Raw genomic sequence first — 15,268 nt, forward strand, 5'->3', positions numbered from 1 at the left:
AGGCGCTCCGCGCCTGGGCGACAAGGCCGGCGACCCTGTGGGTCGCAAAAATTCCGGCACCAGCACCGCCCCAATTCTGTCGGGTTCGGGCTGCGCGCTCCGGGGGTGGGCCGAACGGCCCAGCACGCAGGCCCGGCGGTTCGGAGAACCGCAAAAGCTCAGCTCATTCATCCTCGGCGCGCTATTCGTTCTTAGCCTAAGTTCGCCGCCAGCGGGGAGTGCAACGAGCCCCGTCAAGTTGCAGTCCGCCGCGTGGGGTGGCGGCGAACTGCGCGGCTCTGCGAGTCGCAAAAGCTCGGCCCAAATATGTCAAGTTCGGCGACCTAAAGGTCGCACAAGCACCGCATGAAGACCAGGCACGGCTCAAAGCTCGCCCCAGTTCTCTGCCCTGTGTCCGCCTCATTGCGGCTCCGCTTTCGCTCCGCCGCGTTTGCCGTCGCCCGCGGCAATTCTTGCCGGATTGGCCAAGTGCCAACCGGCAGAATATGCCCTCTTAAGCGGACGGGCGCGCCCATAGGGCGTTTTACTAGCCGCCTCTACCCCCGTTCTTTGTCCGCGCGCTGGCGGAAATCTTATTCAAACGCAAATCATGCGTTTGAATGATTTCCTACTTCAGCGATCGCGCGCGTCTTTAGCTACAGGAGGGTACTGCGCTCGGGCCGCGCAGGCCCCACGTCCCGTGGACGGGAAATGCTCACGCATTTCCACTGGCAGCCTCTACCCGATTCTCTGTTCGCGCGCCTGCGCGATTCAACAATTTCGGTTCACCGCCGAAATTATTGAATCGCTTCTTTATGCGGGGCGCGCGATTAGTTTGAGGGGACTGTTCTCTTTGTGAACAAAGAGAACCAGAAAAACTTTAGAGCGCATCCCTACGGGATGCTCTGGCAGGGTCTACCCGCATACGCAAAGCCTCGGCCCAAATCACAAAATAGCCTCTACCCCTGTTCCCTGTCCGCCCGTCGGATACGGCGGAAACGCATCTTCAGAACCCCCCAGAATGCCTCGCCGAAAATCCCGCTGCTCATCTTCGAGCTCCCCCGAGTCCGATCCGTAAAAATAATCGGCACCTCCACGATCCGGAAACCCAGCTTCCACGCCGAATACTTCATCTCGATCTGGAACCCGTACCCCCGCATCCGGATCCGATCGAAATCGATCGCCCGCAGCACCTCCGCCCGAAAACAGACGAACCCCGCCGTACAATCCCGAACCGGCATCCCCAACACCCGCCGCACATAAGCCGAAGCATAGTAAGACATAATCACCCGCCCGATCGGCCAGTTAATGACATTCACACCCGTCACATACCGGGAGCCGATCGCCATGTCCGCCCCCCCGTCCGCACAAGCCCGCCAAAGCCGGATCAAATCCGCCGGATCGTGCGAAAAGTCGCAATCCATCTCGAACACATAATCGTAGCCCCGCTCCAGCGCCCACCGAAAACCCGCGATATAAGCCGTCCCCAAGCCCTGCTTTCCCGACCGCTCCATCAGGTGGAGCCGCCCGGCATACCCCTCCCGCCCCATCGCCTCGCGCACTACGCCCGCCGTCCCGTCCGGCGAGCCGTCGTCGATCACCAGCAGGTCGAACGGCTCCGGCAAACCGAAAACCCGCTCGATCATCGGCCCGATATTCTCGATCTCGTTATACGTCGGAAGAATGACTACCTTTTTCATCCCTGTACTGCTTCTGGATAAGACGTTAAAGATAGCGGAAATTTTCCTTATCTTTGGAAAATGAATTCCCCGAGCAAGATAATCGACCTTTTTTCCGGAACACAACGCCTGCTCCGGCGGGTCGGCTGCCTGCTGGTGCTGGCGGGAACGATCCTCGCGGCCGATGCCCAACCCAAGAAAGGCCGCTTCCTCGCGCTGTTCGGCGCCCAGAAATTCCGACTCGACAACACCGTCTTCATCTCCACCGACTTCGAACACCGCAGCGTCTCGACCGAAATGGCCAAATGGCTGCGATCGGAAGGGGTGGCCGCATCCAACGCATTCCATAAGGCCCGGAACCGGATCTCGTTCGTGAAAGTCGCCTCGGTGCCGGGAGCCAAGGGGAGCGACGCCTGGCAGATCGAAGTGAAAGCCAAGCGGGTGACGGTCGCTTTCACCACCGAGAAGGCTCTGCAAAACGCCATTGCCGCGTTGCAGGGAATGCTCGAACAGGACGAGGCGGGACGGCGCTATTTTCCCGCAGGGACACGGGTGGACTGGGGCGTGCAACACCAGCCGCAACCCAAACGCGAAGCCGTGGCGGACGCGGCGACCGCCATGCGGTCGGTGGACGAGTTGGAGACCGTCCTGAAACAGCTCAGCACCAAGTCCGGAGAGGTCTACCTCATGTTGGTGAGCACTGACAAGTGGCGGATGCAGTGCCCGTCGTTAGAGGCGGCCAGACTGACCGACCGGCTCTACTCGACGGACGGATACTACAACACCCGACAGCTGGAACAGCTGGCCGCGACGGCCAAACGCAGCCGCATCGAGGTGATACCGACGCTGGAGCTGCTGCACGAGAACAAACCCTTTACCGAAGCGTTCGGACACTCGGTCTTCTCGGTCGAGGGGATGCGCCTCGTGCGGGCAGCCATCGAGGACTGCATCGAGGCGATGCACCCGAAGAAGATCTGTATCGGGACGCTGTCGCCGAATACCGACATGCGCTACCTGGAATTCATCTCCAGCCTCGCTTCGATGTTGGAAGTCGAGCTGGTCATTATCGAATCCTAACCATTCGGCCTCGGGAGACGAGGCCTTTTCCTTCCCATGCGAGCCCTGATACAACGAGTCGCCAACGCTTCCGTCACGGTGGACGGCACGCCGATTGCACAGATCGGAGCCGGGCTGCTGATCCTGCTCGGCATCACGACGGGCGACACCCGCGAAGAGGCGGAGCGGCTGGCGGCGAAGATCGCGCGGCTGCGCATCTTCGCCGACGAGGCGCTGGCCATGAACCGATCGCTGCTCGACACGGGCGGAGAGGTGCTGGTGGTGAGCCAGTTCACGCTCTACGCGGCGACCCGGAAGGGGAATCGGCCGTCGTTCGTCGCGGCGGCACGGCCGGAGGAGGCGGAACCGCTCTACCGGTTTTTCGTCGAACGGCTCCGGGAGGAGCTGGGGCGGCCGGTGGCCACGGGGCGGTTCGGGGCGGATATGCAGGTCGCACTCACCAACGACGGGCCGGTGACCATCGCCATCGACACCCGGGCTTGGGAGTGAGCGCTCCCCTCCGCTGCCTGCCCATACCATACCCTGACTGCACGAAGAAAACCCACACGCAAACATGGCGCACTTAGACGAAATCATCGCTCCCGTAGCGGCCGCTTTCGAGGCGTTCCGCGAGCGGCTCGACGCGGCGACGCGGTCGGAAGAGCCGTTCATGCGGCCCATCACACGCGACATTCTGCGGAGCGGAGGGAAGCAGATGCGGCCGCTGCTGACGCTGCTGGCGGCGGCGCTACACGGCGAGGCCGGAGACCCGAAGGCACTGGCGGGGGCAGTGCTGATCGAGATGATCCACTGGTCGACGCTGGTGCACGACGACGTGATCGACGAGGCGTACGTGCGGCGGGGCGAGTGGACGCCGGGGGCGCTCCTGCGGTCGAAATCGGCGGTGCTGACGGGAGACTACCTCTTCTCGAAGGGGCTGGGACAGGCGGCGAGGGCGGGCTGTTTCGGGGCGATGCGGGCGACGACGCGGGCGATCGAGCTGCTGGTGGACGGCGAGCTGATGCAGATGGAGCATGCCCGGCGGATGGACACGACGGAGGCGGTCTACACGGAGATCATCCGTCACAAGACGGCGGCCCTGCTGGCGGCGGCGGCGGAGTGCGGCGCGCTGGCGGCCTGCGGCGACGATCCGGAGGCGGAGGGGGTGCGGAAGATGTACCGCTTCGGCGAGCTGCTGGGGCTGGCGTTCCAGATTCAGGACGACCTGCTCGACTTCGGCTTCGCGGCCAACGGCGATCCGCTGAAGACGGGGAAGGTGCTCTGCAACGACCTGCGGGAGCGGAAGATGACGCTGCCGCTGATCCGGGCGCTGGAGGGTGTCCCGGCTTCGACGCGGCGGCAGGCCTTGAAGCACTTGCGGCGGGCGGGGGAACGGAGCGCGTCGGTGGCGTGGCTGCGGGATTTCGTGGCGCAGAGCGACGGGCCGGCCTATGCGGCGGGGGTGATGGGGCGGTACCATGCGGAGGCGGTGGGGCTGCTGGAGGCGTATCCGGAATCGCCGGTGCGACGGGCGTTGACGGCCTATGCGGACTATGTGGTGGGGCGGGCTTTCTAAATTCTCGATCTTCGATTTTACACACAAGACTATGATACTCATTACGAACGCGCGGATTTGCAACGAGGGGGAGCTTTTCGAGGGGTGGCTGGCGATCGAGGGGGAGCGGATTGCGGACATCGGACGGGGGACGGAGTGTCCGGCGGCGGTGCGGGACGGTGCGACGGAGGTGCTGGATGCGGCAGGGGCGCTGGTGATGCCGGGGGTGATCGACGATCAGGTGCATTTCCGGGAGCCGGGGCTGACGGAGAAGGCGGATATCTTCTCCGAGTCGCGCGCGGCGGCGGCGGGCGGGGTGACCTCTTACATGGAGATGCCGAACACGCGGCCGGCGGCGGTGACGATCGACCTCCTGGAGGAGAAGTATGCCCGGGCGGCGGAGGTCTCGGCGGCCAACTACTCGTTCTACTTAGGGGCGACGAACGACAACCTGGCGGAGGTGGAGCGGCTCGATCCGGCGCGGAACTGCGGGGTGAAGGTCTTTATGGGCTCTTCGACGGGAAACATGCTGGTGGACAACGAGCAGACGCTGGGGGATATCTTCCGGCTGTCGCCGACGCTCGTGGCGACGCACTGCGAAGACGAGGCGACGGTCAGGGCCAATCTGGCGGCGGCCACGACGGCGTTCGGCGGGGAGATTCCGGTGGCGATGCACCCTTTCATCCGGAGTGCGGAGGCGTGCTACCGTTCGACGGCGCATGCGGTGGAGCTGGCGCACCGATACGGAGGGCGGCTCCATGTGCTGCACCTGAGCACGGCGCGGGAGCTGGAGCTGTTCGAGGCGGGTAAACCGCTGGAGGAGAAGCGGATCACGAACGAGGTGTGTGTGCATCACCTGTGGTTCGCGGCGGGGGACTATGCGGAGCGGGGGACGCGGCTCAAGTGGAATCCGGCGGTGAAGTCGATCGCGGATCGGGAGGCGTTACGGGCGGCGGTGCGGAGCGGACGGGCGGATGTGGTGGCGACGGATCATGCGCCGCACCTGCTGAGCGAGAAACAGCGTCCGTACCTGGACGCTCCGTCGGGAGGGCCGCTGGTGCAGCACTCGCTGCCGGCGATGCTGACGCTGGCCGGAGAGGGGATTTTTACGATACCGGAGGTGGTGGAGCGGATGTGTCATGCTCCGGCGCGGCTGTTCCGGATTCGGAAGCGGGGTTTCCTGCGGAAGGGCTATTTCGCGGACATCGCGATCGTGGATCTGAAGGCACCTTGGAGAGTAGTTCGCGAAACGGAGGGGACGGCGGAGGAGCGGATTCGCTACAAATGCGGCTGGTCGCCGTTCGAGGGGGTGGAGTTCTCGGCGCGGGTGCGCCACACGTTCGTCAACGGGGCGCATGTCTACAACGCGGGGCGGATCGACGATGCTGTCCGGGGGGCGCGGCTGGAGTTCCGGACGGAGTGATCTCCCCGGGAGGGGCTCCATGCGAGGCGGGGGCGGGGGTTTCGGGCCCACCCCGGGCTTCCGCGACGGGGGCATTGAAGGCGCCTTGGGTAAACCGATGAAAGTCGGTAACAGCGGATACAGTTGGTCGACCAGAATCAGCAGCACCAACAGTATGCGTTTGAATTTCAATACGACACAACTCTCTCCGAGCCATGCTCACAACCGCAGCCTCGGTCTTCAGTTGCGGTGCCTCTCGGAATAAACGGGACTGAGGGCTTTCGCCGGAACCGATTGGGGGCTTAAAACCCAAACTTCTACCGATTTTTTCATTCGGATTTTGCGGATCATGCGGCACCGCCCCGGGCTTCCGCGACTCGGGCTATGGAGAATTGGGGGTGCTGCACAACGTCGGCCACGATGGATACAGCTGGTCGTCCTCGTCCGTCGATTCGGGCGACTATTACCGTGATCTGGACTTGAGTTTCAACACGCAGGGTCTCAACCCCAACAGCGTACACTACCGTGCTTACGGTCTTCAGTTGCGTTGCCTCTCGGAATAAACGGGGAGAGGGGGCGTTTTGCTGGCAGCCTCTTTCCCAAGGCAGCTTCGGCCCAATTTTCCTTCCGCGCGATGGGGCTCCGCTGGACTCAAGCGGGATGTGCGCACCTTAGAAACGGAGAGGGAGGGAGGACACAAAACAATGCCGGGGGCTTTCCTACATTGTAGGAAAGCCCCCGGCTGGGGTTTATAACCTTTGTCTCCTCTGCTGTTGACAAGCGGGAGGAGGCCTGGTGGATGGTGCTAAGCGATAAACACGGCGCGGAGATACACTCCGCGCGGTGTAATGGCTTTACACGCGTCTATGCCTCAACGGCCAAGCCGTCTTGTGCAGCTTCCGCGGCTGTGGCTACGGCGTCCTTGGGCCCGACGATCAGGTCCTGGAACTGACGAGTCCCTGTACCGGCCGGAATCAGGTGACCGCAGATCACGTTCTCCTTGAGCTTTTCGAGCGGGTCGACTTTGGCGTTGATCGCTGCTTCGTTCAAGACTTTGGTGGTCTCCTGGAAGGAGGCGGCGGACATGAAGCTGCTGGTCTGCAAAGCGGCGCGGGTAATCCCCTGCAACACCTGATCCGAAGTTGCCGGCACGGCGTCGCGCACTTGCACCTCTGTCATATCCTTGCGACGCAGCATGGAGTTCTCGTCGCGAAGCTGGCGCAGGGTGATGATCTGGCCGGCACGCAAGGTCGCGGAGTCTCCGGCGTCGGTAACGACTTTCTTTTCGTAGATGTCGTCGTTCTCTTCCATGAAGTCCCATTTGTCGACGATCTGTTCGGGCAGGAAGCGGGTGTCTCCCGGGTCTTCGATGCGCACTTTGTTCATCATCTGGCGGACGATGATCTCGAAGTGTTTGTCGTTGATCTTCACGCCCTGCATGCGGTAGACTTCCTGAATCTCGTTGACGATGTACTCCTGCACTTTGGTCGGCCCCTGGATCGACAAGATATCGTCCGGAGTAATGGCTCCGTCGGACAGCGGCATGCCGGCGCGGATATAGTCGTTCTCCTGCACCAGGATCTGTCTGGAGAGCGGCACGAGGTATTTCTTCACTTCGCCGGTGCGCGAGGTGACGACGATCTCGCGGTTCCCGCGCTTGATCTTGCCGAACGAAACCTCCCCGTCGATTTCCGACACGACGGCCGGGTTGCTGGGGTTCCGGGCTTCGAAGAGCTCGGTCACGCGGGGAAGACCCCCGGTGATGTCGCCTGCCTTACCGACAGCGCGCGGAATCTTGATGAGGATATCCCCGGCTGCCACTTTGGCATTCTCCTTCACGACGATATGGGCGCCCACCGGCAGGTTGTACTGCTTCTGTTCGTCGCCGTTCTTGTCGAGAATCCGGATGATCGGGTTCTTGGTCTTGTCGCGCGATTCGATAATCACTTTCTCGCGGTAACCGGTGGTTTCATCGGATTCTTCGCGATAGGTGACGTTCTCGATCACGCTGTCGAAGGTCACTTTACCGCCGAATTCACTGATGATAACGGCGTTGTAGGGATCCCATTCGCAGAGCAAATCCCCTTTCGATACCTTATCGCCGGTATTCACATACAGGGTAGCCCCGTACGGCAGGTTGGCGTTATACAACGTCGCTCCGGTATTGTTATCCACGATCCGCAAATCTGCGAGACGGCTAATGACCATATAGACTTTCCGGCCGGTATCGTCTTTGCGTTCGACCATGCGGAGTTCGTCGATCTCGATGTGTCCGTCGTATCTGGCCACGATCTTATTGTCGGCTGCCGAACCGCCGGCAACCCCCCCGACGTGGAAGGTACGGAGGGTCAGCTGGGTACCCGGTTCACCGATGGACTGGGCGGCAATAACCCCGACGACTTCTCCTTTCTGCACCATACGGCCGGTAGCCAAATTGCGCCCATAGCACTTGGCGCACACGCCTTTCCGCGATTCGCAGGTGAGCACGGAGCGGATTTCGACCATCTCGACCGGGGAGTCTTCGATGGCTTTGGCGATCTCTTCGGTAATCTCTTCTCCGGCTTTGACGATCAGCTCGTTATTGAGCGGGTTATAGATGTCGTGCACCGATGTCCGCCCGAGAATCCGTTCGTACAGCGACTGCACCACCTCTTCGTTCCGCTTAATCGCCGTCGCCTGCAACCCGCGCAAGGTGCCGCAGTCTTCTTCATTAATAATGACGTCCTGCGCCACATCCACCAACCGACGGGTCAAATAACCGGCGTCGGCGGTCTTCAATGCGGTATCCGCAAGCCCCTTCCGCGCACCGTGGGTCGAGATGAAGTATTCGAGGACGCTCAAGCCCTCCTTGAAGTTCGAAAGGATCGGGTTCTCGATAATCTGCGCCGCTTCGGCGGTGGATTTCTGCGGCTTGGCCATCAAACCACGCATCCCGGAGAGCTGACGAATCTGCTCTTTGGAACCACGGGCTCCGGAGTCGAGCATCATGTAAACCGGGTTGAAGCCCTGATCGTCTTCGGTCAGCTGTTTCAGCACGGTGTGGGTCAGCTTGGAGTTGGTATGCGTCCAGATGTCGATAATCTGATTATACCGCTCGTTGTTGGTGATGAACCCCATGTTGTAGTTCTCCATCACCTCGGCCACCTGGTCGTAACCGTCCTGCACCAAAGCTTCTTTCTCTTTCGGGATAATGACGGCGTCCAGATTGAAGCTCAAGCCGCCCCGGAATGCCATCTTGTACCCCAGTGCCTTGATGTCGTCCAGGAAGTTCGCCGTAACGGCGGCGCCGCACTGCTTCATCACGTCGCCGATGATATCCCGAAGCGATTTCTTGGTCAGGAGCATGTTGATGTACCCGACCTGCTTCGGAACCACCTGGTTGAAGATGATCCGCCCGACGGTGGTGTCGATGATGTTCCCCGGCCCGAGCCGCAGTTTCACCTCGGCGTGCAAGTCCACGCGTCCTTCATTGTGTGCGATAATCGCCTCTTCGGCCGAGTAGAACACCAGTCCCTCGCCCTTAACCCCCTTGCGCGGTTTGGTGATGTAGTACAGCCCGAGTACCATGTCCTGAGACGGCACGGTAATCGGCGCCCCATTGGCCGGATTGAGAATATTATGCGACCCGAGCATCAAGAGCTGCGCCTCCAAAATGGCGGCATTCCCAAGAGGCAAGTGCACGGCCATCTGGTCGCCGTCGAAGTCGGCGTTGAATGCCGTACATGCGAGCGGGTGCAGCTGCAAGGCTTTCCCTTCGATCAACTTCGGCTGGAAGGCCTGGATCCCCAAGCGGTGCAAGGTAGGAGCACGGTTCATCAAAACCGGATGCCCTTTGATGACGTTTTCGAGGATGTCCCAGATGACAGGATCTTTGCGGTCGATGATCTTCTTGGCGCTCTTAACGGTCTTGACAATCCCGCGTTCGATGAGTTTCCGCACGACGAAGGGTTTGTACAACTCCGCGGCCATGTCCTTGGGAATCCCCATCTCGTGCATCTTCAGCTCCGGCCCGACGACGATCACGGAACGGGCGGAATAGTCCACGCGTTTCCCGAGCAGGTTCTGACGGAAACGACCCTGTTTCCCTTTCAAACTGTCGGAGAGCGATTTCAAGGGCCGGTTGGACTCGGTCTTCACGGCATTCGACTTGCGTGAATTGTCGAACAGCGAATCCACCGCTTCCTGCAACATGCGTTTCTCGTTCCGCAAGATAACTTCGGGGGCCTTGATCTCGATCAGACGTTTCAACCGGTTGTTCCGGATAATCACCCGCCGATAAAGGTCGTTCAAGTCGCTCGTAGCGAACCGACCCCCATCGAGCGGCACGAGCGGCCGCAGTTCCGGCGGAATCACGGGTATGACGCGCATGACCATCCATTCGGGCTTATTCACGGAACGGCTGGCGCGAAAGGCTTCGACGACGTTCAACCGTTTCAAGGCTTCGCTCTTCCGCTGCTGGGAGGTCTCGGTCGATGCTTTGTGCCGCAGGGAGTACGACAGTTCGTCGAGGTCGATGCGTTGCAGCATGAGTTCCAAGGCTTCGGCGCCCATCATGGCGATGAATTTATTGGGGTCGCTGTCTTCCAAGGCGCGGTTCCCTTTGGGCAGGGTGTCGAGGATGTCGAGGTACTCTTTCTCGGTGAGCAAATCGCCTTCTTCCACATTTTCTGCGGCGCCTTTCTGGATCACGATGTACCGTTCGTAATAGATGATCATGTCCAGTTTCTTGGTCGGTATCCCGAGGAGGTAGCCGATCTTATTCGGCAGGCTCCGGAAGTACCAGATATGGGCCACGGGCACGACCAATTGGATGTGTCCCATCCGCTCGCGGCGCACTTTCTTCTCGGTCACTTCGACGCCGCAGCGGTCGCAGACGATCCCTTTATACCGAATGCGTTTGTATTTGCCGCAGTGGCACTCGTAGTCTTTCACGGGGCCGAAAATGCGCTCGCAAAACAAGCCGTCGCGCTCGGGCTTGTAGGTCCGGTAGTTGATGGTCTCGGGCTTCAGTACTTCACCGCTGGATTTCTCCAAAATCTGCTCGGGGGAGGCCAGGGAGATGGTGATCTTCTGGTAGTTCCCGGGGGCTTTCGTTTCTTTATTATATGCCATAATTGTGCTTGTTCCTGATTCTGAATTAAATCAATCTCTTTTTCAATCGCTGTTCTCTGATTTTCTTCGTGTAGGGTCTTCGAGCCGGCTGGAACTGCCGCTTTTTGGAAAAAGCGGCACCAAAAACTTTTATGATAGCTACGCTACTCCTCAGGCTCCGCAGTCTTCATTCTTCGCGGGTCTGTCGGGCTGGGTTTCCGGTGTGGCGCGCTATTTATACGGGTAATACCTTAAGCGCGCCCACCGGGGAACCACAGCCCGACGAACAGTCCGGGAATTGGGCGACCGGCAGCTTTAGGATGCGCAAGCATCCTCCAAAAGTCTTTTGGGTACCTTTTCTTCAGAAAAGGTACGGTTCGAGGCGGGACAAAGAATCAATACGAAAAAGAGCAAAAACAGCGGTCGAACAAACAGGATTGTTTTATTCGAGTTTGACATTCAGGCCGAGGCCGGTGAGTTCGTGCAGGAGGACGTTCATGGCCTCCGGGATGCCCGGCTGAGGCATGTTGTCGCCTTTGACGATCGCTTCGTATGCTTTGGCGCGGCCCACGACGTCGTCCGACTTGATGGTCAGGATTTCCTGGAGGATATTAGCCGCCCCGAATGCTTCGAGGGCCCAGACTTCCATCTCCCCGAAACGCTGGCCCCCGAACTGAGCTTTACCGCCCAGCGGCTGCTGGGTGATGAGCGAGTACGGGCCGATCGAACGGGCGTGCATCTTGTCGTCGACCATGTGGCCGAGTTTCAGCATATAGATAACCCCTACGGTAGCCGGCTGGTGGAACATTTCGCCGGTCCCGCCGTCGTAAAGATAGGTCCGGCCGGAGTGAGGAATGCCTGCTTTTTCGGCATACTCGTTGATTTCGTCCAGCGTCGCGCCGTCGAAAATCGGGGTGGCGAATTTAACCCCCAGCTCGCGCCCGGCCCATCCGAGCACGGTTTCGTAGATCTGCCCGAGGTTCATACGGCTCGGCACACCCAGCGGGTTCAGCACGATATCCACGATCGTCCCGTCCGCGAGGAAGGGCATATCCTCGTCGCGCACCACCTTGGCCACGATCCCTTTGTTACCGTGCCGGCCGGCCATCTTATCCCCGACGCGCAGTTTGCGTTTCTTGGCGATGTAGACTTTGGCGAGCTGGATAATCCCGGCGGGAAGTTCGTCGCCGTTGGTGATGTTGTATTTCTCGCGTTTGAGGTGTGCGTCGAGCTCCTTGTACTTGATAATGAAGTTGTTGATCAGGGCTTTGATCAGTTCGTTCTTATCTTTGTCGGAGGTCCACTTCGTCGGGTTGATGTTCAGGTAGTCGAGTTCCTGCAAGGCTTTCTGCGTGAACTTGTTCCCTTTGTCGATCACTTCCATGCCGAAGTAGTCGTGCACGCCGGTAGAGGTCTTGCCGTTGACGAGCGACCAGAGTTTGGAGACGAGTATCTCGCGCAGCGCCGCGACTTCTTTGTTGAAGTTCTCTTCGGCGCGTTCGATCTGGGCTTTTTCGCTGGGTTTCCCCTTTTTGCCGGTGGTCTCTTTCCCGGCGCGGGAGAAGAGTTTCTTGTCCACAACGACCCCGAACAAGGAGGGCTGGGCCTTGAGCGAAGCGTCTTTCACGTCGCCGGCCTTGTCGCCGAAGATGGCGCGCAACAGTTTCTCTTCCGGACTCGGGTCGGATTCGCCTTTCGGCGTGATCTTCCCGATGAGGATATCACCCGGTTTCACGTTGGCGCCAATGCGGATCACGCCGTTTTCGTCCAGGTCGCGCGTCGCATCTTCGCTGACGTTCGGAATGTCGCTGGTAAGCTCTTCCACCCCGCGCTTGGTGTCGCGCACTTCCATAATATACTCGTCGACGTGCACGGAGGTGAAGATATCTTCGCGCATCATCCGCTCGGAGATGACGATCGCGTCTTCGAAGTTATACCCCTGCCACGGCATGAAAGCGACCTTGAGGTTCCGCCCCAAAGCCAATTCTCCCTTTTCCGTAGAGTAGCCCTGGGTCAATATCTGACCGGCCACAACGCGCTCGCCTTTCCGAACCATCGGCTTCAAGGTGATCGAGGTGCTCTGGTTGGTCTTCCGATACTTGGGCAGCTTGTATACGGTCACTTCCGGATCAAACGAAACGAATTTCTCGTCTTCTGTCCGGTCGTACTTGATGTGGATTTCGGTCGAGTCCGAATGCACGATCTCGCCGTCGCGTTCCGCAACGACTTGCGTCCGGCTGTCTCCAACAACAGCCCCTTCGAGGCCCGTCCCGACGATAGGCGCCTCCGACCGCAAGAGCGGCACGGCCTGGCGCATCATGTTCGATCCCATCAAGGCTCGGTTGGCGTCGTCGTGTTCGAGGAAGGGAATCAACGATGCGGCAATGGAGGCGATCTGGTTGGGGGCGACGTCCATAAGCTGCACCTGATCCGGGCTCACCACAGGGAAGTCCCCGTCCAACCGGGCCTTGATCTGTTCGTCGGTCAGGGTCCCGTCCGGCGCCACTTTCGCTTCGGCCTGCGCAATCACGAGGCCTTCTTCTTCCTCGGCGCTATAGAATTTGATGTGCGAGTTGTCGGTGTCCACTTTCCCGCCTTCGACGGTGCGATACGGGGTCTCGATGAAGCCCATGTCGCTGATCTTGGCGAACACGCACAGGGAGGAGATCAACCCGATGTTCGGCCCTTCTGGGGTTTCGATCGGGCACAACCGACCGTAGTGGGTGTAGTGCACGTCCCGCACCTCGAACCCCGCCCGTTCCCGCGACAGACCGCCCGGCCCCAAAGCTGACAAACGCCGCTTATGGGTCAATTCGGCCAGGGGGTTGGTCTGATCCATGAACTGGCTGAGCTGGTTGGTGCCGAAGAAGGAGTTGATGACGCTCGACAGGGTCTTGGCGTTGATCAAGTCCACGGGGGTGAAAACTTCATTATCCCGCACGTTCATCCGTTCGCGAATGGTTCTGGCCATCCGGGCAAAACCGACGCTGAACTGATTGGCGAGCTGCTCGCCGACGGTTCTCACCCGTCGATTACTCAAGTGGTCGATGTCGTCGACGTCGGTCTTGGAGTTGATCAGCTGGATGAGGTACTTGATGATGGCGATCATGTCCTCGCGGGTCAAGACCTTCACTTCGCTCGGGATGTCGAGGTTCAGTTTCTTGTTGATCCGGAACCGGCCGACATCGCCCAGGTCGTACCGCTTGTCGGAGAAGAAGAGTTTGTCGATGACGTCCCGTGCGGTAGCCTCGTCCGGCGGTTCGGAGTTGCGAAGCTGTCTGTAAATATACACCACGGCTTCTTTTTCCGAGTTGCAGGGGTCTTTCTGCAAGGTGTTGTAGACGATGGAGTAGTCGTTAGCAGAGGCCATCTCTTTGTGCAAGAGGAGGGTCTTCTCGCCCGACTCGAGAATGTCGTCGATGTGCTCTTCGGCCAGCACGGTCTCGCGGTCGATGATGATCTCGTTCCGCTCGATGGATACAACTTCGCCGGTGTCTTCGTCGACAAAGTCTTCTGTCCACGATTTCAAAACCCGTGCGGCCAGTTTCCGACCGACTGCCTTTTTCAGGTTGGCTTTATTGACTTTGATTTCGTCGGCGAGACCGAAAATTTCGAGGATCTGCCGATCGCTCTCGAAGCCGATGGCGCGCAACAGGGTCGTGACGGGCAACTTCTTCTTCCGGTCGATGTAGGCGTACATCACGTTATTGATGTCGGTCGCGAACTCGATCCAGGAGCCTTTGAACGGAATAATACGCGCACTGTACAGCTTCGTCCCATTCGAGTGCATGCTCTGACCGAAGAATACGCCGGGAGACCGGTGCAGCTGCGACACGATCACGCGCTCGGCCCCATTGATCACGAATGTCCCGCGCGGGGTCATATAGGGCACGGCGCCGAAGTAGACGTCCTGGATCACGGGGTCGAAATCCTCATGCTCCGGGTCGGTACAGTACAACTTCAGCTTGGCCTTCAAGGGCACGCTGTAGGTCAGGCCGCGCTCCAGACACTCGTCGATGGAGTATCTCGGGGGGTCGATATAGTAGTCGATGAATTCGAGGACGAAGTTGTTGCGGGTGTCGGTGATGGGGAAGTTCTCCATGAACACTTTGTACAACCCTTCGTCGAGCCGGTTCTCGGCTGTGGTCTCGAGCTGAAAGAAATCTTTGAAGGATTTCAGCTGTACCTCCAAAAAGTCGGGATAGGCCATCCGGAGATCGGAGGAGGCGAAGCTGATGCGTTGCGGGTGCTGTTGAGTCCCGCTGGGGGTGGCTTTCGTCGGCATGTTCGCTTTTTACGAATGAGTAATGTGTTGAACAGCGCTAAATCTAGGTTCCAGAACTTTTTTCTCCTGTCTCTTTCGCTCGCTTTTTACACGCCATTCTTTGTGCCGGATAGAACCGTACCTTTCTTGAAAGAAAGGTACCCAAAGAACTTTCGTGATAGCTACGCTACGCCTTAGGCTCCGCACTCCTCAATCTTCGCAGATCTGTCGGGCGGGGTTTT

General features: G+C 59.6%; 9 protein-coding genes. 6 read left to right on the top strand and 3 right to left on the bottom strand.

The genetic code is table 11. The features are described from left to right. Nucleotides 1-938: 938 nt before the first annotated feature. Nucleotides 939-1,679: a polyprenol monophosphomannose synthase gene (locus QZ302_RS03055; RefSeq protein ID WP_294592350.1), complete on the bottom strand. Its 741-nt coding sequence runs from the start codon at nt 1,677-1,679 to the stop codon at nt 939-941. 60 nt (nt 1,680-1,739) lie between these two features. Here QZ302_RS03055 and QZ302_RS03060 point away from each other — a divergent pair, with 60 nt between their 5' ends. The 5 genes from QZ302_RS03060 (at nt 1,740) to QZ302_RS03080 (ending at nt 6,234) form a co-directional block, all read left to right on the top strand. After that, nucleotides 1,740-2,735 carry a hypothetical protein gene (locus QZ302_RS03060; RefSeq protein WP_294592353.1) on the top strand — a complete coding sequence of 332 codons (996 nt, stop codon included), beginning with the start codon at nt 1,740-1,742 and terminating at the stop codon, nt 2,733-2,735. Nucleotides 2,736-2,771: 36 nt separating this feature from the next. Next, the gene (gene dtd / locus QZ302_RS03065; RefSeq protein WP_294592356.1) at nt 2,772-3,224 is read left to right on the top strand and encodes a D-aminoacyl-tRNA deacylase; all 453 of its coding nucleotides are present in this window, start codon (nt 2,772-2,774) and stop codon (nt 3,222-3,224) included. A gap of 64 nt (nt 3,225-3,288) precedes the next feature. Next, nucleotides 3,289-4,290 (top strand): polyprenyl synthetase family protein, encoded by a 1,002-nt coding sequence (locus QZ302_RS03070; RefSeq protein ID WP_294592359.1) that lies wholly within the window; start codon nt 3,289-3,291, stop codon nt 4,288-4,290. A 31-nt stretch (nt 4,291-4,321) separates the two neighbouring features. After that, nucleotides 4,322-5,692 carry a dihydroorotase gene (locus QZ302_RS03075; RefSeq protein WP_294592361.1) on the top strand — a complete coding sequence of 457 codons (1,371 nt, stop codon included), beginning with the start codon at nt 4,322-4,324 and terminating at the stop codon, nt 5,690-5,692. A gap of 377 nt (nt 5,693-6,069) precedes the next feature. After that, nucleotides 6,070-6,234, top strand: a complete 165-nt coding sequence (locus QZ302_RS03080; RefSeq protein WP_294592364.1) for a hypothetical protein — start codon at nt 6,070-6,072, stop codon at nt 6,232-6,234. A gap of 301 nt (nt 6,235-6,535) precedes the next feature. Here the strand turns inward: QZ302_RS03080 and rpoC are convergent, their stop codons facing one another. Continuing rightward, a complete protein-coding gene (gene rpoC, locus QZ302_RS03085; RefSeq protein ID WP_294592367.1) occupies nt 6,536-10,783 on the bottom strand; it encodes a DNA-directed RNA polymerase subunit beta' in 4,248 nt (1,415 codons plus the stop codon). A 4-nt stretch (nt 10,784-10,787) separates the two neighbouring features. On the opposite strand from rpoC, the gene QZ302_RS03090 reads away from it, so the two are divergent. Beyond that, nucleotides 10,788-11,009 (top strand): hypothetical protein, encoded by a 222-nt coding sequence (locus QZ302_RS03090; RefSeq protein ID WP_294592370.1) that lies wholly within the window; start codon nt 10,788-10,790, stop codon nt 11,007-11,009. 195 nt (nt 11,010-11,204) lie between these two features. On the opposite strand, the gene rpoB is transcribed toward QZ302_RS03090, so the two are convergent. Continuing rightward, the gene (gene rpoB / locus QZ302_RS03095) at nt 11,205-15,047 is read right to left on the bottom strand and encodes a DNA-directed RNA polymerase subunit beta (RefSeq protein ID WP_294592374.1); all 3,843 of its coding nucleotides are present in this window, start codon (nt 15,045-15,047) and stop codon (nt 11,205-11,207) included. Nucleotides 15,048-15,268 lie beyond the last annotated feature (221 nt).

Source organism: uncultured Rikenella sp., assembly GCF_910579375.1.
In the GTDB taxonomy this organism is placed as follows: Bacteria; Bacteroidota; Bacteroidia; order Bacteroidales; family Rikenellaceae; genus Rikenella.